The organism is Croceibacterium sp. TMG7-5b_MA50 (genome assembly GCF_039830145.1).
Taxonomy (GTDB): domain Bacteria; phylum Pseudomonadota; class Alphaproteobacteria; order Sphingomonadales; family Sphingomonadaceae; genus Croceibacterium.
Window position 1 is genome coordinate 395,541 of sequence record NZ_CP156082.1, and the last position, 24,476, is coordinate 420,016.

The 24,476-nt window shown below is 66.2% G+C and carries 20 protein-coding genes and 1 tRNA gene; 10 read left to right on the plus strand and 11 right to left on the minus strand.

Features of this window, described 5'->3' with window-relative positions; all coding sequences use genetic code 11:
• Positions 1-6: 6 nt before the first annotated feature.
• Together V5740_RS02040 and V5740_RS02045 are read left to right on the plus strand one after the other, a co-directional pair.
• Positions 7-291 carry a hypothetical protein gene (locus V5740_RS02040; RefSeq protein ID WP_347303428.1) on the plus strand — a complete coding sequence of 95 codons (285 nt, stop codon included), beginning with the start codon at positions 7-9 and terminating at the stop codon, positions 289-291.
• A gap of 51 nt (positions 292-342) precedes the next feature.
• The gene (locus V5740_RS02045) at positions 343-1,032 is read left to right on the plus strand and encodes an epoxyqueuosine reductase QueH (RefSeq protein WP_347303429.1); all 690 of its coding nucleotides are present in this window, start codon (positions 343-345) and stop codon (positions 1,030-1,032) included.
• 24 nt (positions 1,033-1,056) lie between these two features.
• Here the strand turns inward: V5740_RS02045 and V5740_RS02050 are convergent, their stop codons facing one another.
• The 5 genes from V5740_RS02050 to V5740_RS02070 all read right to left on the minus strand — a co-directional run bounded on the left by V5740_RS02050 (position 1,057) and on the right by V5740_RS02070 (position 8,384).
• Positions 1,057-3,036, minus strand: coding sequence for a YadA-like family protein (locus V5740_RS02050; RefSeq protein ID WP_347303430.1), 1,980 nt, complete (start codon positions 3,034-3,036; stop codon positions 1,057-1,059).
• A gap of 367 nt (positions 3,037-3,403) precedes the next feature.
• Complete coding sequence (locus tag V5740_RS02055; protein WP_347303431.1) at positions 3,404-4,669, minus strand: amidohydrolase family protein; 1,266 nt, start codon at positions 4,667-4,669, stop codon at positions 3,404-3,406.
• Positions 4,666-6,075 (minus strand): amidohydrolase, encoded by a 1,410-nt coding sequence (locus V5740_RS02060; protein ID WP_347303432.1) that lies wholly within the window; start codon positions 6,073-6,075, stop codon positions 4,666-4,668. Before V5740_RS02060 ends, V5740_RS02055 begins: the two co-directional genes overlap by 4 nt.
• A gap of 156 nt (positions 6,076-6,231) precedes the next feature.
• Positions 6,232-7,542, minus strand: a complete 1,311-nt coding sequence (locus V5740_RS02065; RefSeq protein ID WP_347303433.1) for a trehalase family glycosidase — start codon at positions 7,540-7,542, stop codon at positions 6,232-6,234.
• A gap of 203 nt (positions 7,543-7,745) precedes the next feature.
• Positions 7,746-8,384, minus strand: coding sequence for a TetR/AcrR family transcriptional regulator (locus V5740_RS02070; protein WP_347303434.1), 639 nt, complete (start codon positions 8,382-8,384; stop codon positions 7,746-7,748).
• Positions 8,385-8,505: 121 nt separating this feature from the next.
• Here V5740_RS02070 and V5740_RS02075 point away from each other — a divergent pair, with 121 nt between their 5' ends.
• From V5740_RS02075 to V5740_RS02090, 4 genes are all read left to right on the plus strand, one after another.
• Positions 8,506-9,936: an efflux transporter outer membrane subunit gene (locus V5740_RS02075; RefSeq protein WP_347303435.1), complete on the plus strand. Its 1,431-nt coding sequence runs from the start codon at positions 8,506-8,508 to the stop codon at positions 9,934-9,936.
• Positions 9,929-11,068, plus strand: a complete 1,140-nt coding sequence (locus tag V5740_RS02080) for an HlyD family efflux transporter periplasmic adaptor subunit (protein WP_347303436.1) — start codon at positions 9,929-9,931, stop codon at positions 11,066-11,068. Before V5740_RS02075 ends, V5740_RS02080 begins: the two co-directional genes overlap by 8 nt.
• A gap of 22 nt (positions 11,069-11,090) precedes the next feature.
• On the plus strand, positions 11,091-12,617 hold the full coding sequence (locus V5740_RS02085) for a DHA2 family efflux MFS transporter permease subunit (RefSeq protein ID WP_347303437.1): 1,527 nt from the start codon (positions 11,091-11,093) through the stop codon (positions 12,615-12,617).
• Between the two features lie 130 nt (positions 12,618-12,747).
• The gene (locus V5740_RS02090) at positions 12,748-14,160 is read left to right on the plus strand and encodes an oligogalacturonate lyase family protein (RefSeq protein WP_347303438.1); all 1,413 of its coding nucleotides are present in this window, start codon (positions 12,748-12,750) and stop codon (positions 14,158-14,160) included.
• 90 nt (positions 14,161-14,250) lie between these two features.
• Here the strand turns inward: V5740_RS02090 and V5740_RS02095 are convergent, their stop codons facing one another.
• Entirely contained in the window at positions 14,251-15,153 is a 903-nt protein-coding gene (locus tag V5740_RS02095; protein ID WP_347303439.1) for an NAD(P)/FAD-dependent oxidoreductase, read from the minus strand.
• 109 nt (positions 15,154-15,262) lie between these two features.
• On the opposite strand from V5740_RS02095, the gene V5740_RS02100 reads away from it, so the two are divergent.
• Both V5740_RS02100 and V5740_RS02105 read left to right on the plus strand, forming a co-directional pair.
• Positions 15,263-15,694, plus strand: coding sequence for an Rrf2 family transcriptional regulator (locus V5740_RS02100; RefSeq protein WP_347303440.1), 432 nt, complete (start codon positions 15,263-15,265; stop codon positions 15,692-15,694).
• 81 nt (positions 15,695-15,775) lie between these two features.
• Positions 15,776-16,270, plus strand: a complete 495-nt coding sequence (locus V5740_RS02105; protein WP_347303441.1) for a nucleoside deaminase — start codon at positions 15,776-15,778, stop codon at positions 16,268-16,270.
• A gap of 150 nt (positions 16,271-16,420) precedes the next feature.
• On the opposite strand, the gene glgX is transcribed toward V5740_RS02105, so the two are convergent.
• A complete protein-coding gene (gene glgX / locus V5740_RS02110) occupies positions 16,421-18,577 on the minus strand; it encodes a glycogen debranching protein GlgX (RefSeq protein ID WP_347303442.1) in 2,157 nt (718 codons plus the stop codon).
• A 110-nt stretch (positions 18,578-18,687) separates the two neighbouring features.
• Between glgX and V5740_RS02115 the strand changes: the two genes are divergently transcribed.
• Entirely contained in the window at positions 18,688-19,560 is an 873-nt protein-coding gene (locus V5740_RS02115) for an ABC transporter substrate-binding protein (protein WP_347303443.1), read from the plus strand.
• A 9-nt stretch (positions 19,561-19,569) separates the two neighbouring features.
• On the opposite strand, the gene V5740_RS02120 is transcribed toward V5740_RS02115, so the two are convergent.
• From V5740_RS02120 to V5740_RS02135, 4 genes are all read right to left on the minus strand, one after another.
• The gene (locus tag V5740_RS02120) at positions 19,570-20,187 is read right to left on the minus strand and encodes a flavin reductase family protein (protein ID WP_347303444.1); all 618 of its coding nucleotides are present in this window, start codon (positions 20,185-20,187) and stop codon (positions 19,570-19,572) included.
• A 168-nt stretch (positions 20,188-20,355) separates the two neighbouring features.
• Positions 20,356-22,221, minus strand: coding sequence for an ABC-F family ATP-binding cassette domain-containing protein (locus tag V5740_RS02125; protein ID WP_347303445.1), 1,866 nt, complete (start codon positions 22,219-22,221; stop codon positions 20,356-20,358).
• Positions 22,222-22,374: 153 nt separating this feature from the next.
• The gene (uxuA, locus tag V5740_RS02130; RefSeq protein WP_347304421.1) at positions 22,375-23,538 is read right to left on the minus strand and encodes a mannonate dehydratase; all 1,164 of its coding nucleotides are present in this window, start codon (positions 23,536-23,538) and stop codon (positions 22,375-22,377) included.
• 345 nt (positions 23,539-23,883) lie between these two features.
• A tRNA-Ser gene (locus V5740_RS02135) sits at positions 23,884-23,973 on the minus strand.
• 122 nt (positions 23,974-24,095) lie between these two features.
• Here V5740_RS02135 and hspQ point away from each other — a divergent pair.
• Positions 24,096-24,476: a heat shock protein HspQ gene (gene hspQ / locus V5740_RS02140; RefSeq protein ID WP_347303446.1), complete on the plus strand. Its 381-nt coding sequence runs from the start codon at positions 24,096-24,098 to the stop codon at positions 24,474-24,476.

A 24,476-nucleotide genomic window follows, 5' to 3' on the forward strand; every position in this document is an offset into this window, starting at 1 on the left:
GTTACAATGATCGACAGGGCTGTATCGATGACTGGCGGCAGGGAGGGCGAAGGCATGGCGCGTGCGGCGATCCTGCAGCACCTGCGCCGTGACTGGCCCGATAGCACCGACGTGGTAGCGCGCGACCTTGGCGCGGCGCTCGATACCGATGCCTTCATCGGCGCGGCGGTGGCGCTGCAGGACGAGGGCCTCATCATGTACGAGGCGCTGCTGGTAGGCACCGGGCCGTCGCCCCTGCTGGTGTCAGCCGTGCTGACCCGCAAGGGGCAGGAGGCAGCGGGCGAAGGCTGACCCGCGGTCCCGCCTCTCGCATCGGGGCGCGGTTTCCAGTATGGGCGGCGCATGACCGACCAGCCTGCCACCACCCCGATCGACCGCCCGGTCCTGACCCCGCCCGATGGGGAGACGAAGGTGCTGCTCCATTCGTGCTGCGCCCCCTGTTCGGGCGAGGTGATGGAGGCGATGACCGCCAGCGGCATCGACTACACGATCTTCTTCTACAACCCGAACATCCACCCGAAGGAGGAGTACATCCTGCGCAAGGAGGAGAACATCCGCTTTGCCGAGAAGCATTCCATCCCGTTCGTCGATGCGGATTACGACACCGCGAACTGGTTCCAGCGCGCCCGCGGGCTGGAGCAGGAGCCGGAGCGTGGCGCGCGCTGCACCATGTGCTTTGACATGCGGTTCGAGCGGACGGCGCTGTACGCGCACGAGCACGGCTTCCCCGTCATCACCTCCTCGCTCGGCATTTCGCGCTGGAAGAACATGACGCAAATCAATGATTGCGGGGAGCGTGCAGCGGCGCATTATCCGGGCATCCGGTACTGGACGTTCAACTGGCGCAAGGGTGGCGGTGCCGCGCGCATGATCGAGATCAGCAAGCGCGAGCAGTTCTATCAGCAGGAATATTGCGGCTGCGTCTATTCGCTACGCGACACCAACGCCCACCGGGTAAGCCAGGGGCGTGAGGAAATCCGCATCGGCGAGCTGTATTATGGAGTAGGGCAGGACGCACCAGGCGGGAGCTGAGCCCGCCCGGCGCGCCGACTGGCACTAGAAGCTGAAGCCGGCCCCGGCGGAGAAGCCGCCCTTGCCGTGGGTGTCGAGCGTGCCGCCCGCCTTTACCACACCGCGACCTTCGCTGAAGGTGCTGGAGACGCCCAGTGCAAAGGCGGTCTGTCCGCGGTAATGGCCGATGCCGCCGCCGACCATCGACCGGCCCGCCTCGATTGTTTGCGGCAGGCCGGCGACCGCCATGGCCCCCGCGGTCCCGCTGAATGCATCGCGCCGCGCCCGGCGCAAGCTGTTGTCCATCTCTCCCAGGTCAAAGGCGATCTGGTCGACGCGCGTGGTCAGCTGGTTCACACGGTTGTCGACCACGCCGAAGCGGGTGTCGGTGTATGCATTAGCGTTCACCAGCGTGGAGTTCAGGCCTGCCTGCAACTGCCCCAGATTGGTCGCATCGGTCGCCGCCGTGCCGTTGGCGACATTGTGCAGCCGCACGGGCTGTGCCGCATTGGCGCCCACCAGCGTGACATCGTTGGTGATGGTGCCGCCATTGCTGACGGTAGGGGTTCCGGGGTTGGAATATTGCACCGCCACCACCGTGCTGCCGGCGAGATTGTTGTTGATGGTGGTGATGTCAGCCGTGTTCTGCGCCACCTGATCGTTCGTGGCGGCGAGCTGCGCGCCGTTCACCGCATCGGTCGATCCGGCGGTCAGCGTACCCGCTGCCACGCCCGTCACCCGCACTGCGCCGCCGCCGGCGCCGGAAAATGCGGCGGTGTTGGTCGAGGTGGTGCTGGGGGTAACCCCGTCGGCATCGGCGACGTAGCCGACCGGGATGTTATCCACCGCCACCTGCAAGTTGGTGACATTGGTTTCCGTGGTCGTCAGCCGCTGGTTGGTGGCGAACAGCTGGGCACCGTTCACCGCGTCGTCCGACGTGGCGGACAATGCGCCGGCGGCCACGTTGGTGATGGTCGTGCCGGGCGCCCCGCCGCCCAAGGAGATGGTGGCGAAGGAGGCATCGTCGTAGGTCACGGCCAGGCCCGATCCGCCTCCGGGCTGCAGGGCGGCGATCGCCTGGTTGGTGGCGAACAGCTGCGACCCGTTGATCGCCTCTGTAGATCCGGCACTGATCGTGCCCGCAGCGACATTGCTGATCGTGGTGCCGCCTGCGCCGGCCAGGGCGACGTCGGTGCGGGTGGTGTCGGTGTACTGCACCGCGAGGTCGCTCAGCGCACCGACCTGGCCGGCCACTGCCTGTACCTGCCCGACGGTTGCGGCGTCGGTCGCAGCCGTACCGGGCGCGACATTGGTGATCTGGCGCAGGGCACCTGGTGCACCCACGGACACCGTGCCGATCGAGTCATAGGTGCCGCCGAGCAGCGGCGCGGTGTAGCCGGTGAGGGCACCGCGATCCGCCACCGAGCCTGCACCCAGCGCCACGCTGTTGCCCGCCGTGACCGATGCGCCGGTGCCGATCGCCACCGCGCCGGCGAGCCCGGCACTGGTGGTCGCCCCGTTGCCGAAGGCGATAGCGCTAAGATCGCCAGCGCTGGCGGTCTGGCCATTGGCACCAAGGCCGGTGATCTGGTTGCCACCGATGGCGATGCCGGCCGGGGTGTCGAGCGTGAAGCCGTCCGCCGTCACGTTGCACGCGTCGGTGGGCGATATCAGATTGCCGTCCGTGTCGAGCACCTGCAGCGTGATCGGGTCGCCCGCGGCGATCGCATCCAGGGTGTTGCCAAGGTTGGTGTCGAAATCCGTGATCGAGATCAGGCCAGGGATCAGCACGTTGAGGCCGAGGAGATTGCCGACCACTCCATCCACACCCGTGGCAAGCGGCACCACCGCCTGGTCGAGAATGTCCGTGACCACGGATTGCGGCAATTGCACGCCGGAACAGGCGCTGACGACGGGTTGCAACGCTTGGCCCTGAGCAGGCGTGGCTAGCGCGATCGCAACCAAGCCGGTGACGCCCGCCGAACCGCACAGGGTGCGGCGGCGCGAGAAATGTCCGAAACTCATTGTCAACTCTCCCACGGTTGCTGTTTTTTGTCCGGAGCGTTCGTCGAACAATCCGGGCGACCGTAATCGGCAGCTAAATGGCCATCGCCATCCGCCGCTTCTTTGTAATGGCCTCAGCTTTCAAAGCAGGAGGCATGAAGACTAGCCAATTATCGAATCATTGTCTGCTAGAAGACAAATGAAGCCGAGTATAGCTGCCGTCAGTGGGAGAAATAATTGCATGTAAGTGATTCAGTTCCTTACGCTTTTAGGAACTGACCTATTAGGTATGCCAACGAACACTTCGTGTGCAGACGCGAAAAAGCCCGGGAAGCGCAGTGTGCGCTGCCCGGGCCGGGTCTATCACGGCAACTTGTCTGAAGCTTGGCTAGCGCTCGTAAGCCTTCGGCAGTGCGCCTTCCACCGATTGGCGGTACCGGTCGCGCAGGCGGCTCATGTGGGTGTCGAGCGATTGTTCGACGCCGTCGATGAACACCTGCTCCACGCCGGTCTGCACTTCCAGCGGGTCCCCGTCCCAAATCACTACGTCGGCGCGGCGACCGGGCAGCAGGCTGCCGAACTCCCGTTCCATGCCGACGATCGCGGCCGGGGCGGAGGTGATGGTGGCGAAGGCGTTGCCCCAGTCGAGCCCGGTGGCGCCGGGCACATTGGCGAGGCCCACGAGATTGCCCGCCTCCTGCGCGGTGTTGCGCGTGGTCTGCAATGCAACCGATACGCCGGCGGCGCGCATGCGGCCGACATTGGACTGCGTGGAGGCGAGGCTTTCAAAGGTTTCGGGCAGGTCGGTCAGCGCGGTGGTGATGACCGGCACCTTCGCCGCGGCGATCTCGCGCGCGACCATCCACCCTTCGTGCGCGCCGACCAGCACCAGCCGGATGCGGCGAAATTCCTGCCCGAAGCCGAGCACGGTCAGGATGTCGCTGGCGCGGTTCACGGTGACGAACAGCGGGATGCGCCCTTCGACCACGGGAATCAGCGCGTCTGCATCCATGCGGGTCAGTTGTCGGTCGAACCCGTCATCGCGGCCCTGCTTCAGCGCGTCCGCCTCCTGCAGCGCGTTACGCAAATAGGCGAAGGCGCCAGGACGCCCGCCGCCGACGTTCCGGCCGCCGCCCTGGCCCAGCACGACGTGCTGGAAGGCGCGCGGCTGCATCAGCGCGGCCATGTCGGTGCCGAGATCGATGATTGCACCTTGCCCGGCGAAGATCGAGTCGCCCGCCTCCGGCCCGACAATGGCACGGGTGTAGCCTTCCGCGCGCGTCACCTGCAGCGGCTGCGCCTTGGGATTGATGGCGGGCGCGACGTCGATTGCGGCGGAGAACGGGGAGGTGGCGACGACCGTGTCGTTCGTCTCCTCCACGCCGCTGACCTCCACCAGGCCGACTGGCGCCAGGCCGACGACCAGGCCGGGGGAGACCCACTTGCCGGTCGCGTCGATGGTGCGGATGCCCGCGGGCACGGCGACGCCGCTGCCGGCAGCCACTACGCGGCCGTCGCGCACCACGACGGTGCCGTTCGCGATCGGTTGCGAGCCGTCGCCGATTGCCACGGTGCCGCCGGTGATGGCGAAGGTCTGCGCGCTGGCGGGCATCGCCAGTAGCAGGCCGGCGGCGAGGATCAGGGCCCGCTTCACTTCACGTCTCCTTCACCGACCTGGCCCAATTCAAAATCGGAGACCGGGCGCCGCGTCGGATCTGCCGCATCGTAGAGCAGCGCGCCATCGACCCAAACCTTGTCCGTGCGGGTGTAGGTGGAGAACGGATTGCCGTTCCACAGCACGACGTCGGCCATCTTGCCGGGGCGCAGGCTGCCGGTCTGTTCGGCGATGCCCATGGCGCGTGCCGGGTTGTAGCTGAGCCAGGTCCAGGCGCGTTCGTCGGCGATGTCGATGCCGATCCGGAGCCCGTCGCCGAGCGCCTTGCCAACCTCCTGATTCAAGCGCTGGATGCCGTCGGGATCGTCGGAATGGATGGTGGCGCAGGCGCCCTGCGCCTCCAGCAAGGGCAGGTTCTCGTAAATGGCGTCATAGGATTCCATCTTGAAGCCCCACCAGTCCGCCCAGACGGACGCGCAGGTGCCGCGTTCCTTCAGCAGGTCAGCGATCTTGTACGCCTCCACCGCGTGCTGGAACGTGCTGACCTGGTAGCCGAACTCCCGCGCCATATCGAGCACGATGGCCATCTCGTCCGCGCGGTAGCAGTGGTTATGGACCAGGATGTCGCCGCGCAGGACACCGGCGAGCGTGTCCATCTGCAGGTCGCGCGCGGGCGGGGTGCCGCCCTCCTCCGCGTACTTGTCCCACTTGGCCATGTATTCGCGCGCTTCCTGCCAGGTGGCGCGGTTGACGGCGACATTGCCCATGCGGGTGGAGGGCATGCGGTTGCGGTTGCCATAGACCCGCTTCGGGTTCTCCCCGCAGGCCATCTTGAGGCCGTAAGGCGCGTCCGGGAACTTCATGCCCTGCATCGTGCGGGCGTAGACGTTTTTCACCACCACTGACCGGCCGCCGAACAGGTTGGCGGAGCCAGGCAGGATCTGGATCGTGGTGACGCCCCCATTGGTAAGCGCACGGGCAAAGCCGGGGTCCTGCGGCCAGACGGAATGTTCGGCCCAGACCTGTGCGGTCACGGGGTCCGTCGCCTCGTTTCCGTCCGAATGCGCGCTGACGGACGGGGTGGGGTAGTCGCCCAGATGGCTGTGGATGTCGATGATGCCCGGCGTCACGAACTTGCCGGTGCCATCGATCACCACGGCGTCTGCCGGGGCCTGCACATCCGTGCCGACCGCGACGACCTTGCCATCGGCCAGCAACACCGACCCGCCATCGACGCGCCCGCCCTCGCCATCGAAGATCGTGGCGTTGGTGATGATCGTCGTGACGCCGGGATAGGGCCGGTAGGTGGAGGGGAAGGGATCGGCCGGGAAGGCCACCCGTTCGCCATCATCCCGGCTGCTTCTGCTGGCACTGCCGGTCGGCTCCGCCTGGCCACACGCTGCCAGCGCCAGCATGGCGGCGCCCGTCAGCCATCGTAATTTCATGCAAGAACCCCGTTGCGACGGCGGCCGCCGATCGGTGATCGTGACGGCTGCCTACCCCTTGTCGGCGCATCTGGGCAGAAAAACATGCGCGAGGAAAGGGCAAAGTGCAGCATATCACCATGTTTATGCCTGATATGTGCAAGATCGACGTAAGGGTCAGATCATCTCCAGCACCAGCAGGTTCCAGTTCATGAACCCCTTGTGGCTGAGCGGTTGGCCCGTGTCGGGGTGGTAATATTCGTTGAGGCTGCCGTCGGTCCGCAGTGATCCGGCGAGCAGGCGGATAGTCTTGTCCGCCATCTCGTCCGCCAGCGCGGTGAAGCCATATGCCTTCAGCGCGCGCCAGACGAAGTAGTTGGAGACGACCCACACCGGACCGAGCCAGTTGCTGGGATTGCTGGTGAATTCCAGCGAGTACATCGTCTCCCGGTCGGACAAGGTGCGGACGCCGTGATTGGCCCGCAGGCGATCGTCCGCCGCCCAGTTGCGCGCGACCATCGCCGCCGCCTGTTCGGACGTCGCGACACCGCACCACATCGGCAGGAAGCCGGTAAAGACCTGCAGGCGCAGCGGCAGCGTCCGCCAGCTCGTCGCCATTCCTTGCGGAACATTGGTGATCAGTTCCGCGCGGCGATCGACGACCTGGATGTCGACCGTGTAGAAGAATTCGTCCCGCGGGTCCCAGCATTCGCGCCGGATCGCATCGCCCAGCGCGCTGATCTGGCTGGCCAGTTCCGCCTGTTCGGCGGCGGGGCGCGACAGTCGCTCGGCCAGGGTAAGCCGAGCCTGCAGATCCTGGTGATAGAGGCAGTTCAGCAGCAGGTTGGCGGACGAGAAGGGCGGACGGCAGAAGGTGGTCGGATCATTGTCGTTGCCGATGGCGACATCGTTGCTCCACACCAGCAGGCCGGCATCGGTCATGTTGTGCGCCAGCCAGCTCTGGTGGAAGCGGACCAGCCTGTCATAGAGCGGCGCGAACCAGCCGGCGTCGCCCGTTGCGTCGGCGATCACCAGCGCCATCTGCGCCATCACCGGCTTGGCCTGATTGCGTTCGGGTTGGTTGAACGGGAAGCGGTTGGCATCGGGATCGGTCGACTGCATGATGATTGGCAGGCGACCTTCGGGCGATTGATGGTCGAAGAAGTTGAACAGGCTACCTCTGGCATGTTCGGCCACCAGGTCGCGAAAGGCATCGTCGCCGGTCACCTCCGCCAGGCGGAACAGGCCGCGGGTGGTCCACATCGTGTCCCAGTCCCACAGGTCCGCCGAGTATTCCGTGGATGGCAGCGTGGGCGCGATGGAGGGATAGGCGAACAACCCCTGTTTGGCGCGCATCAGCTTGGGACCGTTCTCCTGAAAGTAGGTGACAAGCGCCTGGGCATCCGCGCCGCGGGCCGGAACGGATGGCCGACCCTGCGCCAGAGGCGGCGCCGCCTGCGAAGCGCCCAGCGCAAGCGCCGACATCATGGTTTGGCGCCGGGACAAAGCTAGCATCACAGATATCTCCCAAAGCAGATGCGCCGGACGCGGCGGTCCTGCCGGGCACGGTCGCGGGATGCACGCGCCGTGCGTCCAGCAGCCTTGCAGGCTAGGGCATTATTGCATGGGTGCAACTAGTGCCAAGCTAATCAGAGGCGCACGGCGCGGCGGCGAAGCGCCTTCGTGCCGGATCAGCCTGGCAGGGCGAACAGTCGCAGGAAGTAGCCGACGAACTTGCGCGCTTCCGCCTCCGCATCGGTGCCGTCCGCCGGTTCCACGCCCCACAGGCGGCGGTTCAGGCCAGCCTTGTGCATGCCCATCAGGAGCCGCGCCATATCCAGCGCGCCCTCGTCGCGCAGCCGCCCGCTATCGATCTGCTGCTGGAGGTAGCTCGCCAGCACGCGTTCGATCCGGCCCGCCGCCTCTTGGTAGAAGATGCGTCCGACTTCCGGGAAGCGGTTGCTTTCCGCCATGATCAGCCGCCAGGTGGCGACCCCGTCGGGGCAGGTCAGCCGCCGCACGAAGCTGCGGCAGAACTGGACCAGCGTCTCCTCCATTACCCCCGGCGTCAGCAGGTCGGTTTCGATCTGCTGGCGGAAGGATGCGGTCAGGTCCTCGATCACGGCGGCGAACAGCTCCTCCTTGGACCTGAAGTAACCCCACAGGGTGGCCTTGGACCCACCCACGCTGTCCAGCAGCCCCGACATGGAGGTCGCGGCGTAGCCTTTATCCAGGAAAGACCGACGTGCGGCCGCCACGATGGCGTCGCGTCGCTCCTGCTGGCGGGGGCTCGGTTCCTGGCGACAGGGCTGTTTCACTGCATTGTTCACGAACTGTACTATACGGTACGCTCTCTGGTTGACAAGTGTGCGCTGCAGCATCATCTGGCGAACTGTACCACACAGTACGGCCACTCACATGATTCCTCCCGACTTCCAAATCGTCAGTCGCGTGGCACCTCTTGCCGCCCTGCTGCTGTCTGCGTGCGCGACGGTGCCCGGCCTCGATCCTGCCCCGCAGGTCGCGCCCGCGCAGGACTATGCAGCCACCCGCACCTTTGCCGGGGCGGACAGCCCATGGCCGGATCTCGACTGGTGGCGCGCCTACGGCGATCCGCAACTCGACGCATTGATTGCGGAGGGGCTGGCCGGTTCACCCGATTTAGCGGCGGCGGCCGCCCGCGTACGGCAGGCCGACGGTTACGCCCAGCAGGCCGGCGCGGCGCGGCTGCCCTCGCTCGATCTCAACGGCGATGTCGCGGCGACCAAGCAGAGCTACAACAACGGCATCCCTGCCGCGTTCGTGCCGCGGGGCTGGAACGATACGGGGCGGGTTTCGGCCGATCTCGGCTTCGACCTCGATCTGTGGGGGCGCAATCGTGCTGCCTTCGCCGCGGCCCGTTCCGATGCGGAAGCTGCCCGGCTGGACCAGGCGCAGGCGAGCCTGACGCTGTCCACCAATATCGCCGCCGCCTACGCCGACCTGTCCGGCCTGTTTGCCGCCCGCGATGTCGCGCTGACCGCGCTGGACATCCGCCAGCAGACGGAGCGTCTCACCGCTGACCGCGTGACCGCCGGGCTGGATACGCAGGCCGAGCTGAAGCAGGCGCAATCGGCGGTGCCGGCAGCCCGGGCGGAGATCGCCGCCACGGACGAGCAGATCGCCCTGACCCGCAACCGGATCGCGGCCTTGCTGGGGCAGGGACCGGATCGCGGCCTTGCCATCACCGAACCTTCGGTGGCGGTTGCTGCCCGCGGCCTGCCCGCCGGGCTCACCACCGACCTGATCGCCCGCCGGCCTGATGTGCTGGCAGCTCTGGCCCGGGTCGAGGCGGAGGCTGCCCGGGTCAAGGTCGCCCGTGCCGACTTCTACCCCTCCTTCAGCCTGTCGGCCGTGCTGGGCTTCCAGTCCTTCGGTATCGACAATCTGCTGCGCGGCGGGTCGACCTTCGGCAGTGCAGGGCCGGCGGTGAACCTGCCGATTTTCCGTGGCGGGCAATTGCAAGGGCAGTACCGCGTCGCGCGCGGGGAGTATGACGCTGCCGTCGCGGATTACGATCGGACGGTCACTGCCGCATACCAGGCGGTCGCCGATGCGGTGGTCAGCCAGCGGGCGCTGGAGGTGCGTCTCGGCGAACAGCGCCAGTCGCTCGCCGATGCCAGCGCGGCCTACGACATCGCGCGCCAGCGCTACGAAGGCGGGCTGTCGCGCTTCGTCGATGTGTTGACCGCGCAGGATCGCGCCTTGCAGGCGCAGCGCATCGTCGCCGACCTACAGGCCCGCGCGGTGACGCTCGATATCGCACTTGTGCGTGCATTGGGCGGTGGCTTCTCCGCCCCGGTCGCCGCCGCCGCCATCAACAAGGACCCGACCCATGGCTGATGCCGCACCTGCCGATCTTCCCACCGATGGCGCGCCCGCGCGCAACGGCAAGCGGAAGCGCGCCTTGACTGCGATCCTGGCGGCGGTGCTGCTCGCCGGTGCCGGATATGGCATCTGGTACTGGCTGATCGGTAGCCATTATGTCGAGACCGACAACGCCTATGTCGGGGCGGAAACCGCGCAGGTCACGCCGATGGTTGCAGGGCAGGTGGTCGAGGTGCTGGCGTCCGACACCCAGGCGGTGAAGCGCGGCGAAGTGCTGGTTCGGCTGGACGACAGCGATGCACGCATCGCGCTCGCTTCCGCCGAAGCCGATCTAGCGCAGGCGCGGCGTGAGTTCGGGCAGACTTCCGCCACCAGCACGGCCCTGTCCGCGCAGGTGCAGGCGCGTGGCGCGGACGTCACCAGTGCACGGGCGCAGCTGCAGAGCGCGCAAGCCTCGTTCGAGAGGGCGCAGGTCGATTTCGACCGGCGACAGGCACTGGCGTCCAATGGTGCCGTTTCCGGCGACGAGATCACCGCTGCGACCAATGCGCTCGCCACAGCACGTGCCAACCTGGCGCAAGCCCGCGCCGCCGTGGCGCAGGCGACATCGCAGCAGGGTGCCGCCGCCGGCAATCTGGCGGCCAATCAGGCGCTGGTGCAGGGCGCCGACGTCAACACCGCCCCCGACGTGCTCGCGGCCGAGGCGCGCGTGCGGCAGGCGCGGCTGGACCTGGAGCGTACGGTGATCAGGGCGCCGATCGACGGCGTTGTCGCCAACCGTACGATCCAGTTGGGCCAGCGGATCGCACCCGGCGCGACGATCATGCGCATCGTCCCGGTCGGGCAGGTCTATGTCGATGCCAATTTCAAGGAAGGGCAGCTCGCCCGTGTGAAGGAAGGGCAGCCCGTGGTGCTGACTTCCGACCTTTATGGCGGGGATGTGGAATATCACGGCCGCGTGGTCGGCTTTTCCGGCGGCACCGGCTCCGCCTTCGCGTTGATCCCGGCGCAGAACGCGACCGGCAACTGGATCAAGGTGGTGCAGCGCCTGCCCGTGCGCGTCGCGCTCGACCCGCGGGAGCTTGCCGCGCATCCCTTGCGCGTCGGCCTGTCGATGACGGCCGAGATCGACGTCTCGGCCCGGTAAGGCATACGCAGGAGCGGCGGATATGGCGGGCGCGGATACCTTCAGGCCGTTCACCGGACCCAGGCTGCTGCTGGCAGGCCTGCTGCTGGGACTGACCAACTTCATGGTGGTGCTGGACACCACCATCGCCAATGTCAGCGTCGGCCACATCGCCGGTTCGCTGGGTGTATCGACCACACAGGGCACCTGGGTCATCACGTCCTACGCCGTGGCGGAGGCGATCTGCGTGCCGCTGACCGGCTGGCTGGCGGGGCGGTTCGGCACGGTGCGCACCTTCATCATCGGCATGATCGGATTCGGCATCTTCTCGGTGCTGTGCGGGCTGTCGACCAGCCTGGGCATGATCGTCGCTGCGCGTATCGGCCAGGGCCTGTGCGGCGGGCCGCTGATGCCGCTGACACAGACCATGCTGCTGCGCATCTTCCCGCGGGAGAAGCACGCGCAGGCGATGGGCCTGTGGGCGATGACCACCGTCACCGCGCCGATCCTAGGTCCGATCCTGGGCGGCACGATCAGCGACAGCTGGTCGTGGCACTGGATCTTCTTCATCAACGTGCCGATTGCGCTGCTGTGCATCTTCGGCGCGCTGCGACTGCTGACCCCGGCCGAGACGGAGCTGCAGAAGCTGAGCATCGACAAGATCGGCCTGCTGCTGCTGGTGATCTGGATCGGCGCGCTGCAGATCATGCTGGATATCGGGCGTGAGCATGACTGGTTCGAGGATCCGACGATCATCATGCTGGCGCTGGTCGCTCTGATTGTCGGCGCGGTGTTCATCGCCTGGGAACTGACGGAGGAGCATCCGATCGTGGACCTGCGCGTGTTCCGCCATCGCGGCTTCACGGTGGCGGTGGGCACGCTGTCCTTCTCGTTCGCCGCGTTCTTCGCCACGGTCGTGCTGATCCCGCAATGGTTGCAGGGGAGCCTGGGTTACACCTCCACCTATGCCGGCTATGCCACAGCCTTCACCGGCGTGGGGGCGGTGATCATGTCGCCGATCGTGCCCCGGCTGATGAAGCGGTTCGATCCGCGAGCCATGGTGTGCTTCGGCATCCTGTGGCTGGGTGCGTCCTCCCTGCTGCGGGTCCACTGGACCAGCGGGGCGGATTTCTGGACGCTGGCCTTCCCGCAGATGGTGCAGGGTTTCGGCATGCCGTTCTTCTTCATTCCGCTGACCACGATCGCGCTTGGCGCGGTGCGGCCGGAGGAGACCGCGTCGGCCGCCGGCTTGATGAGTTTCCTGCGAACCATGGGCGGTGCGATCGGAACATCGATCTCGACCACGATGTTCGCCAACAACATCTCGGTCGCGCGCAGCGAGATGGTCGGGCGGTTGAACACCGATGCCACGGCCCAGACGCTGCAGGCGAACGGCTTCTCCACCGATCAGGTGCGCGCCGCGGTGGAGCAGGTGGTGACGCAGGAAAGCAGCACGCTGGCGATTGGCCACATGTTCCTGCTGGGCGCGATCGTCTTCGCTGTCGCCGCCACCGCCATCTGGCTGGCCCCGCGTCCCACGCGCGCCGCCGGCCCGGGCGCTGCACACTAAGGTCGCGGAATACCGGGATCCGGTTCGTTGAACTCGGGTGTTCCCGTGGTTATGAGCACTGCTTTCCGGGTCGATCGTCATTCCGTTTGCCGGACTGGCGAGAGCCGAACCCGAGGGTTGAGGATTGATTATGAAGTTCTTGATGGTCGCCGCGCTAGGATACACTTCTGTCATGGCGATGACGGCGCAGGCGCAGGACCGACCGGCCACCCTGATGGCGGCGCCGGGGAGTGAGACTCCGCCCGAGGAGTGGGTCGATGCGACCACCGGCCACCGCGTAGTCCGCATTTCCGACGAGCCGGGCAGCAGCAGCAATTACTTCAACGTCAACAGCTACACGCCCGACGGGCGCTGGATGGCGTATAGCTCGCCCAGCGGAATCATGGCGCTGGACCTGCGTACCTTCCAGTCCAGGCTGATCGTGCCGGGCAGCGTCAGCCTGCAATTTGTCGGTCACCGTACGGGCGATGTCTATTACATCAACACCATCGAGCAGACGCAGGGTCATGACGCCAACTCGGCCCACACGCCCGGTGCCGCCGTCCGTTCACCCGACAGCGACCGGCAGGGGCAGCGGGCGATCATGGCGTACAGCTTCGCCACCGGGCAGTCGCGCATGATCACCACGCTCGATCCCGAATACTCCATCGCCACGATCAACGCCGACGAGACGCTGTTCGCCGGCGCACGCAATACCGGCGATGCTGGCGTGGGCGTCAATCCGGGTAGCGTCATGGCCAACCGTAGTCCGGACGACGAGGTGGGGCCAAATGGGGAGGAGCTGACCTATGCCGAAGGGCGCGAGGTGCAGATCAACCGCCGGCTGAACATGAAGATCCCGATGGAGATATTCACGATCGACATCGGGACCGGCGAGAAGAAGACGATCACCGCGTCGACCGACTGGCTGAACCACCTGCAGTTCTCGCCGACCGATCCTGGCCTGCTGCTCTATTGCCATGAGGGGAACTGGCACGTCGTGGATCGCATGTGGCTGGTGCGCGTCGACCGGCCCGACACACCCAAGCTGATCCATACGCGAACCATGAACATGGAGATCGCCGGCCATGAATGGTGGAGCCAGGATGGATCCACCGTGTGGTACGATCTGCAGACACCGCGCGGAGAGGACTTCTGGGTTGCCGGCTACAATGTGGAAACCGGCAAGCGGACGTGGAACCACCTCGACCGCAATAGCTGGGGCGTCCATTTCAACAGCAACGAGGACACCACCTTGTTCTCCAGCGACGGCGGCGACGCGGAAATGGCGGCGCATGCGCCCGATGGAAAGTACATCTGGCTACTGCGCCCTCGCGCCATTCCCGATGTCGCGGGCATCAGTGCGGCCAACAGCGCCAGCCTGATCACGCCGGGCGTGCTCGATCCCGAACAACTGGTTGACCTGCGCAACCATGATTACCGGTCGGAGCCGAATGCGAGCTTCACGCCCGATGGCAAATGGCTCGTCTTCCGTTCCAACATGTGGGGTCCCGGGCACGTCTACGCCGTGGAGCTGGCCAAGCCATCTGCCACGGCGAACTGATCGGCAGTCCGCGGCGCGGATAAGCGGGGGCGAAGGGCGGTGGCACGTCTGGCCCCGGCACCCGCTGCCGTTCCGCTCCTGATGCCGTGACTATTCCGGCATAGCTCGCGCGGAGGCCTGATGCGCGGCGATGCCGGCCAGGACGCCGGCGGCGGACGCTAGCGTGGCGTTGTGCATGGGCGTGGCTGCGTCACCCGCGACCCAGACGCCAGGCACGGAACTAGCACCCCATTGATCGACCTGGACATAGGGCCCTGTCGGCCCGTCCTCGTGCTCACAACCCAGCATCGCTGCCAGCGGCGTCGCCGGTCTGGTCCGGGGTGCGGTAAACAGCGCAGCGGTTTCGATGGTGCGTCCGTCAGCCAGTTGCACACCGTCCAGTGCTGGTGCGTCACCCAGCAGCCTGACCACGGGGGTGCGTTCCACCGCTATGCCGCGCGCGGCAAATGCCAGCAACTCGGCCGGGTCAGGCTCGAACTCGCCTTGCGTGAAGTAGGTCGTTGGTCCCCAATCTGGCAGCAGCACCGCCTGGTGCGCTGACATGGGATGAGCCGCGATGACGCCGAGCGGCAGGTCCCGCACTTCGTAGCCGTGGCAATAGGGGCAGTGGAGCACGGTCGTGCCCCACCGTTCCACCAGACCCGGCATGGCAGGCAGCTCGTCCGCGACGCCAGTCGCCAGGACAAGGCGATGGGCCTGTTGTGCGGAACCATCTGCGAGCGTGATGGCGAAGCCGCCGTCGATCGCACGGGCGCTGCTTGCCTCGCCGTCGAGGATCTCCGCCGTGGGATAGCGGCGCAACTGGGATCGGGCGTCCTGCATGATTGCGGCGGGCGCGCGGCCATCCTGACCCAAAAAGCCATGAGCCTCCAGCGCGAAGCGGTTTCTGGGCAGGCCGGCGTCGATCACCAGCACGTTGCGTCGGGCGCGCGCCAGCTGGGTGGCGGCGGACAGGCCCGCAAAGCTGCCGCCAATCACGATCACGTCATACATCAGCTTGCCCTCTCAAGAAACAATTGCTGTTACATGACGGCGCGTCATAGCTTTTGCAACACGGAAAGTGACGTGATATCGCGTGTGCTGTCGCCGGAGGATCGGAAGCTTGGACGCGCGTCTGTCGAGAATGCTGCACCTGCTGATCCATATGGGGCAGATGGACAGGCCGCTGACCTCGGAAGCGGCCGCCACGATGCTCGGCACCAATCCCGTCGTCGTCCGTCGGACTATGGCCGGTCTGCGGGACGCAGGGTACGTCCGTTCAGTCAAAGGGCATGGTGGCGGGTGGTCGCTGAACAGCGGGCTGGAGACCATCACCATGCTCGACGTCTATCGCGCGCTGGGAGAGAACCGCATCTTTGCGCTCGGTCCCGCCGATCCCCAGCCGGCTTGTCTGGTGGAGCAGGCCGTCAACGGATCACTCGCAGATGCCCTGCATGAGGCGGAGGGAGTGCTCCTTCGCCGTATGGCCGACGTGACCCTGGCGGATATCGCAGCCGACTTTACCCGGCGGTTGCCGGCGGCAGATCCTGCATAGCTGCCAACCCTGACGACAGCACGGGGTATCCAGTCCTGAAAAGCCCGCCTGCGCGTTGGACGCGTACAGGAGGCATGTTCGATGAGCGCAGGTGACGATGAACATTGGATGCAGATGGCGATCGACGTCGCGCGATCGAAGGGCATGGACCCGGCGAGTTCGCCGCTGGGATGCGTGATCGTTCTTGATGGCAAGGTCCTGTCGGCCGAACGTAACCAGACGCAGGAACTGCCAGATGCGACCGCGCACGCGGAAATGATGGCGATCCGGCGTGCGTGTGAGGCGACGGGCGACATGGAGCTGCGCGGGGCTACGCTTTATTCCACGCTTCAGCCCTGCGGTATGTGCACGATGGCCTCGATCTGGTCGAAAGTCGGGCGCGTGGTTTACGGTGCCGGTCGGGAAGACGTGCATCCGATGTATTTCGAGGCAAGGCATGTCGACACCCTGGCATTCATCTCCGATGCCTACCGGGACGACATCGAGATCGAAGGCGGGTGCCTGGCGGATGATTGCGCCAAGCTTTACTATCCCCCGAACGCCGATCTTTCCACCGAGGAGCAGGCCAACCTGTAAGCACGTCCCGATGAGTAGCGGCTGCGAGGGAACATCTAGGCCTCATCGCAACCCGCCAGGGCGCGGCGTCTTTCCCGGTCCTTCCTCAGACGCCGGTGAGTGGATGCGGTGATTGATCGAACCGCATCCACTCACGGGCTTGCTCGCAAGCTATCCAGCGCGATCGGATTGCACGAGCCGGAACAGCAGGACCGAGCGGCCGGTCACCTGATAGGTTGAACCAACTTCAAACTGCTCCTCTGTTGCGTCGGGAGCGTTGGTGTCGATCAGCCGCTCCCATCCAGCGGCGCCCGCCGTGTCCGGCAGGGTAAAGTTGATGAGGTCATGCCAGGCGTTGAAGACGATCAGCAGCGTCTCGTCCTCGCCGCGGCGGCGCAGTCCTGTGACACGTGCGCGTCCGTCGATCATCATGCCGACGCAGCGGGCGCTGGTATCGCTCCAGTGGCCCGCATCCATTTCGCCGCCGGCAGGATTGATCCAGGTGACGTCCTTGACGCCCAGTTCCTCGTTCACCTCGCCGACCAGGAAGCGTGCCCGATGCAGCACGGGGAAGCGGCGGCGCAGCGCCGTCAGCTTCCGCGTGAAGGCGATCAGGCCTTCACCCTTCTCCTTGATGTCCCAATCCAGCCAGCCGATCTCGCTGTCCTGGCAATAGGCGTTGTTGTTGCCGCCCTGCGTGCGTGCGAACTCGTCGCCGGCCAGCAGCATCGGGGTACCCTGGCTCAGCAGCAGGGTCGCCAGGAAGTTGCGGATCTGGCGTTCGCGCAAGGCAAGTATCTCGGCATCGTCCGTGTCGCCTTCGACACCGCAGTTCCAGGATCGGTTGTCGTCCGACCCGTCCTTGCCATCCTCGCCATTCGCATCGTTGTGCTTGCGGTCGTAGCTGACGACGTCGTTCAGCGTGAAGCCGTCATGCGCGGTGATAAAGTTGACGCAGGCCCAGGATCGGCGCCCGCTATGATTGTACTCCTCGGGAGAGGCGCACAGCCGCGGTGCAAGCTCGGCGACGCTTGCCTCGCCGCGCCAGAAATCGCGCACGGTGTCGCGGTACTTGTCGTTCCATTCGGCCCAGCCCGGCGGGAAGGAGCCCACCTGATAGCCGCCGGGACCGATGTCCCACGGTTCCGCGATCAGCTTGACGGCGGCAAGCGTCGGGTCCTGCCCGACCGCACGCAGGAAGCCCGACTGTTCGTCAAACCCATGCGGCTCCCGTGCCAGGATGGTGCCGAGATCGAAGCGGAAGCCATCGACATGCATCTCCTCCACCCAGTAGCGCAGGCTATCCGTGACGAGCTGAATTACGCGCGGGTGGCTGAGGTTCACCGTGTTACCGGTGCCGGTATCGTTGATGTAATAACGCGGCTGATCGGGCAGGAGCCGGTAATAGGTCGCGTTGTCGATGCCCTTGAACGAGAGCGTCGGCCCAAGCTCGTTCCCTTCCGCCGTGTGGTTGTAGACCACGTCGAGGATTACCTCGAGATCGTTTTCGTGGAAGCGGGCGACCATCTCCTTGAACTCACGCAGGGAGTTGGCAATGTCGTGGGCGTAGCGCGGTTCGGGTGCGAAGAACCCTATGGAGTTGTAGCCCCAGTAATTGGCGAGGCCTTTCTCCACCAGCTGGCTGTCCTGTACAAAGGAATGCACCGGCAGCAACTCGACCGAGGAGACGCCCAGCGCTCGCATGTGGTCGAGCACGGCCTGCTTCCCCATGCCGGCGTAGGTTCCGCGCAGATGTTCGGGCACGCCCGGATGGCGCATGGTCAGCCCCTTCACATGCGCCTCGTAGATCACAGTCCGGTCCCATGGGACCGCGCGCTTTTCCGCCTGCCCGCGCCAGTCGAAGCTGGGATCGACGACGACGCATTTCGGCATGAACGGCGCGCTGTCGCGTTCGTCGAACGTCAGGTCGTCGCCGGTCTCCATCTGGTAGCCGAACAAAGCGGGGTTCCACTCAAGCGTGCCGGCATGCGCGCGCGCATAAGGATCGAGCAGCAGCTTGTTCGGGTTGAAGCGGTGCCCCGCCTCCGGCTGATAGGGGCCGTGGACCCGGTATCCGTAGAACTGCCCGGGCTTCACATCAGGCAAGTAGCCGTGGAATACCTGGTCGGTATATTCGGGCAGGGTGACACGCTCGATCTCCGTCTTGCCGTCGGCATCGAACAGGCACAGCTCGACCTTGGTGGCGTTGGCGGAGAACAGCGCGAAGTTCGTGCCGCTTCCATCCCATGTTGCACCCCGCGGGTAGGGCAGGCCTTCCTTCAGCCGGGCAGCGAAATCGGTCACGCGCGTCTCCTTGTATGCAGCCATCGCACAACCCGGTGGCGCCGTGTCGTATCCGGCGAAGATCGGGGGATTGCAGATATTTCCGGAGGCCGGTGTTCGTTGACTATGGCGCGCAGACTTGCGACGCAGCGGCGATGCAGCAGCTTCGCATCGCGCTCGAATGGTTTCTCAACCCCGATCACCTGCCGCTGATCGCCGCGCGCGATCGGCTTCGGGCGGAGGGGCTGGAACTGGACCTGATCGTGCCGGACGATCATTACGACGGGTTCGAGGCGCTGGCTGACGGAGACGTCGACCTGGTCGTGAACGAACCGCTTCACCTGGTCGAGCGGCGGGCAGTGCGGCTGACTTCGCATGGCTGCTTCTTCGCCACTGACGGCGGGGTGCTGATGCATCGCGTGGCGCTTGGCCGCCTCGCGGCTGGAGCGCCGGTCCGCATCGCATCGCCAGTGTCGAACCCGACGACGGATGCGCTATGCCGCGATATCCTGTCGGCTTGGTCGGCGCAGCAGGGCCACAGGCCGGACGCCGCGGCAATCAGCATCGAACCGGCCGGCTTCGCGCATATCGACAATCTGGTGGCCGGGTTTGACGGGGCATGGCTGGCCTTCGCCAATGTGGAAGGTGTGTCGGCCGCATGCCGCGGGCTGGACACGCAGCTCGTCACGACGGCGGAGGCGGGCGTTCCCAACTTCTCCGCGCTGGAACTGATCGGCGCGGCCGACGCGGCGGGCCCCGTGCGGGAGGCAATCGCCCGGCTGGTCGATGCCTTGGCCGTGGTCACGCCAGAACTGCGCCGTGACCCGGTACAGGCGCGTGCGCTGTGGTACGAGGCGAGCGGGGAGCCCCGCAGCGCGGAGGCCGACGCCATCGTGGATGCTTCCCTGCCGCGCTTCCTGGCCCCGGTCCGGCGTGATGTGGAGGTGTGGCGGCCGATGTGGCGCTATCTGCACGAGCGGGGCGGCGACGTGGTGGACGAAGCGCGGTTCGAGGCGATGTTCGCCTGAGAGAGGCCGTCAGTCCGGGCGCATCATCCGGAACAGCCGGTCTTCGGTGATCTCGAAATAGTCGGCCGGTCCGCCACCACGGGTAATCGGGCGCGGGCGTGCTGTCTGGTACACGCCGTCTTCCAGCGTGGCCCGTTCGATATGGATGCCCACCGCCTCGCCAATCACGAGCCATTGATCGAGCTTGTCGCCGCTCCTGCCTTCCAGCTGGATGAGTTGCGTCAGCCGGCATTCGAAGTGGACGGGACTGCCCGCCACGCGGGCGGGTGACACCAGCGTGGACGGTAGCGCGGCCAGACCCGCCAGGTCGAACTCGTCGACCTCAGCCCCAACGCCGGCGGAGCTGACATTCATCGCCTCTGCCTGCGCCCGGGTGGCGAGGTTCCAGACAAATTCCCTGCTCGCCGCAATGTTGGCTACCGTGTCCTTCCAGCCTGATGACGAGAAGGCGATCAGCGGCGGGCGATAATTGATGAGGCTGAAGAAGCTGTAGGGCGCGAGATTGCGGATGCCATTCGGGCTGATCGTCGAGATCCAGCCGATCGGGCGCGGGGCAACGATCGCGTTCAGCGGATCATGCGGCAGCCGGTGCCCGTCGCTCGGCTCGTAGAAGTGGTAGTCGCTCATCACTGCACCTAGAGGGGACTGGTGGCGATGCTGCAAGCTCGCGGGGAGCAGGGCAAACCAGCCGGCGCCAGATGCCTCGCTTGTAAATACAGCCCGCCCTTGCTGACGGAATTTTTAGCCGGGTGTGAACAGCACCGGCTGACAAAGGCGAGGTTCAGGCGCCTGCGTTCAGTTCAGGTGCTCCTCCAGCTTCTCGCTCGCCGCCAGCCAGGTCTGCTCCGCCTCATCCAGTTCCTGGGATAGGGCGGCCCGGCGCCGACCCAGCTCGCTCATGGTCAGGCGTGCCAGATCCCTCGTCGCCGCGGCGGGATCGGCCATCGCCAGGTCGACCGCGGACAATTGGGCCTGAGCCCGCGCGATCATCGTTTCCGCTTCCGATACCTGCTTGCGGGCCTGCTTCTCCTCCTCGCGCGAGCGGGCGTTCGCCGGGCGGCGCTTCTTGCCCGGCCCATCGCCGGCGCCGGCCTTGGGCTGATTGCGGCCCAGGATGAAGTCGATGTAATCCTCCATGCTGCCGGGGTAGTCGGCGGCGGTGCCGCCATCGACCAGGACCAGGCGGTCCGCCGTCAGTTCGACCATGTGCCGGTCGTGGCTGATGAGGATGACCGCGCCGCTGTAATCGTTGAGCGCCTGCACCAGCGCCTCGCGCGTGTCGACGTCGAGGTGGTTGGTCGGCTCGTCCAGGATCAGCAGGTGCGGCGCCTCCCGCGTGATCAGCGCCAGCGCCAGCCGCGCACGCTCCCCACCGGAAAGCTTCGCCACCTGCTGCGTCGCGCGGTGACCCGAGAAGCCGAACCGGCCGAGCTGCGCCCGGACCGCGGCGGGACTCTTGCCGTCCATCGCGCGGGTCATGTGTTCCAGCGGGGTGGCATGGGAGGTCAGCTCCTCCACCTGGTACTGGGTGAAATAGCCGACCCGCATGCGCCCCGACGCCTGCATGGCACCGTCCATCGGCGTGAGCTGCGCCGCCAGCAGCCGCGCCAGCGTGGTCTTGCCGTTGCCGTTGCGGCCCAGCAGCGCCAGGCGGTCGTCCGGGTCGATGCGCAGGTTCACCCGCCGCAGGATCGGGGTCTCGTCATAGCCGACGGATGCGAGATCGAGCGTGATCAGCGGTGGTCGCAGCTCGTCCGGATTGGGGAAGGTGAAGCTGAGGCTGGGGTCTTCCATCATGGCCGTGATCGGCTGCATCTTCGCCAGCATGGTGGCCCGCGACTGCGCCTGCTTGGCAGTGGAGGCGCGTGCGCTGTTGCGGGCGATGTAATCCTGCAGGCGCGCGCGTTGCGCATCCTGCGACGCCTTGGCGGAGGCGAGCTGCGCCGCCCGCTCTGCCCGCTGCGCCTCGAAGCTGTCGTAATTGCCCGCGTACAGCGTGGCCTTGCCGCCCTGCAGGTGCAGGATCGTATCGACCACGTTGTTCAGCAGGTCACGTTCGTGGCTGATGACGATCAGGGTGCCGGGATAGCTCTTGAGGAAGGATTCCAGCCACAGCGTCGCTTCCAGGTCGAGGTGGTTGGAAGGCTCGTCCAGCAGCAGCACGTCGGGCGCGGAGAACAGCAGGGCCGCCAGCGCCACGCGCATCTTCCAGCCGCCCGAATAGGTGTCCAGCGGGCGGGCCTGCATCGCCTCGTCAAAACCCAGGCCGAGCAGGATGCGCGCGGCGCGGGCAGGCGCGGTGTAGGCGTCGATCGCCAGCAGCCGGTCATAGATATCGCCTAGCCGGTCCGGATCGGCGCAGTGTTCGGACTCTTCGAGCAACTGGGTGCGTTCGAGATCGGCGGCGATCACCGCCTCGAACGGGGTCCGGGTGCCGCTGGGCGCCTCCTGCGCGATGTAGCCCAGGCGAATCTTGCGGGGTGTGTCGATCGTGCCCTCGTCCGGGTCGAGCTCGCCAACCAGCACCTTCATGAGGGTGGACTTGCCCGCGCCGTTGCGGCCGATGAGGCCCACATGCGCGCCCGGCGCGATCGCCGCCGATGTCCGGTCAAGGATCGTGTGGCCGCCGAGCCGGACGGTGATGTCGTTGATCGTGATCATGCGACGCGCGCCTAGCAGGGCTGTGCCGCGCACCCAAACGGTAGAATGATCGGCTGGAGCGCGGATCGAACGCCAGCGCGCTGGCGCGAGGAAACAATCAGAACCCAGCGCAACGGTATCGAAATTGGACAGACCAAACGTACGTGCAGGCAGTCAGCTTCCGCGGGCGTAGGCGATGCCCCGTTCGACTCCGCGCAGTTCGGCCATGCCGCGCATCCGGCCCAGCAGCGAGTAGCCGGGGTTCACGGTCTTGCCGAGATCGTCGATCATCTGGTGTCCGTGATCGGGGCGCATCGGCAGCGACCGGCCAAGGCGCTGCTGCAGGTCGTGGATGCGGCCGATCACCTCCACCATGCCGGCGCTGCCTTCCAGATGCGCGGCCTCGTGGAAGGCGCCGTTCGCCTCACGCTGGACGGAGCGGAGGTGCAAAAAGCCGATGCGATCACCCAGCCGATCGACCATGCCGGGCAGGTCGTTATCCGCCCGCACGCCGAACGACCCGGTGCAGAAGCACAGTCCGTTGGAGCGGTTGGGCACCTGATCGAACAGGTGTTGGACGTCCGCCTCCGTACTGACCACGCGCGGCAGGCCGAAGATCGGGAAGGGCGGATCGTCGGGGTGGACAACCAGGCTGATGCCGGCATCGTCCGCCACCGGGCAGATGGCCCGCAGGAATGCGACGTGATTGGCGCGCAGCACGTCCGCGTCCACGTCCGCGTAACTGCCGATGGCGACGAGGAACTCGGCATCGTTGAAACTTTCCTCGCTACCCGGCAGGCCAGCCAGGATGGTGCGGGACAGGGCCGCCGCATCCGCCGGGTCCATGGCGGCGAAGCGTCGGGCGGCGGCCTCGCGGATCGCCGGGTCGTAATCCGCCGCAGCATCGGGCCGCTGCAGGATGTGAATGTCGTAAGCGGCAACCGCCTCCAACTCGAACCGTAGGGCAAGGGCGCCGTCGGGCATGGCCCAGGCGAGATCGGTGCGCGTCCAGTCCAGCATCGGCATGAAGTTGTAGGTCACGGTATCGATGCCGCACGCCGCCAGATTGCGGAGTGTGACGCAATAGTTCTCGACAAAGCGGTCGCGCCCGGGACCGGCGGTCTTGATCTCCTCGTGCACGGGCACGCTTTCGACCACGCGCCAGTCCAGCCCGGCCTCAGCGATCATCCGCTTGCGCTGCTCGATCGCCGGGAGCGTCCAGATTTCGCCATTGGGCACCTCGTGCAGGGCCGTCACCACACCAGTCGCACCAGCCTGGCGGATGTGGGCGAGCGGCACCGGATCGCCCGGACCGAACCAGCGCAAGGTGGGCGTCATCAAGGTCACTTAGGATGCTCCACAGCAATGAGGTAAGGCGGCCGTATGCAATCGGTCAGTCCAATTCGCAAATGGAATGTACGATCCTGACCTTTGGGTCACGCTGCCATCTCCGATAGGATCGACGAACGGACCTTCTTCAATCAAGGGCATCTCGCCGTCCTCTCCAGCATGGTCCCGGCAGCGCCGGTGACAATCTTGGGCGAGGCTACAGGCTTCGGCAACAGGTGGCTTCGAACTCTGCTGAGGCAACGCCGCCATTTCCTCAGCGCAGATGCGTGCAGAATGGACGGTCAGTCCAACCGCAAAGGGCGGCCTGGACGTGTGGGATCTTGCCGGAATGTATGGCGGAGAGGGTGGGATTCGAACCCACGGTACCCGTGAGGGCACACCGCATTTCGAGTGCGGCGCATTCGACCACTCTGCCACCTCTCCGCGCGAGGTTTGCGAGGCGCCGCGAGGCGCCCGGCCGGTCGGGAGCGCGGCGCCTAGCGCAGGCGGGGCGGCTTGCCAAGCGGGAACCTTGCCGCATTTCGCCGGTCGCTTATATACAGACCATGGACGTATCGCAGTTCTTCTCGCCGCAAGCCGGCCGCCTGATCGAGGCACCGCGTCACAGCGCCGCGAGCTTTTCGATCGGCGACATCGTGCGGCACCGGATGTTCGACCTGCGCGGCGTGGTGTTCGATATCGACCCCGTCTTCGCCAACAGCGAGGAATGGTACGCCGCCATTCCGGAGGCGATCCGCCCCGCGCGCGAGCAGCCATTCTACCACCTGCTGGCGGAAAACGAGGACGGATCGTACGTCGCCTATGTCAGCCAGCAGAACCTGGTGGAAGACAGCGAAGCCGGCCCCGTAGACCATCCCAGCGTCGGGCAGATCTTCGAACCCTGGACCAAGGGGCGCTACCGTATGCGGCGGCGGCTGACGCACTGA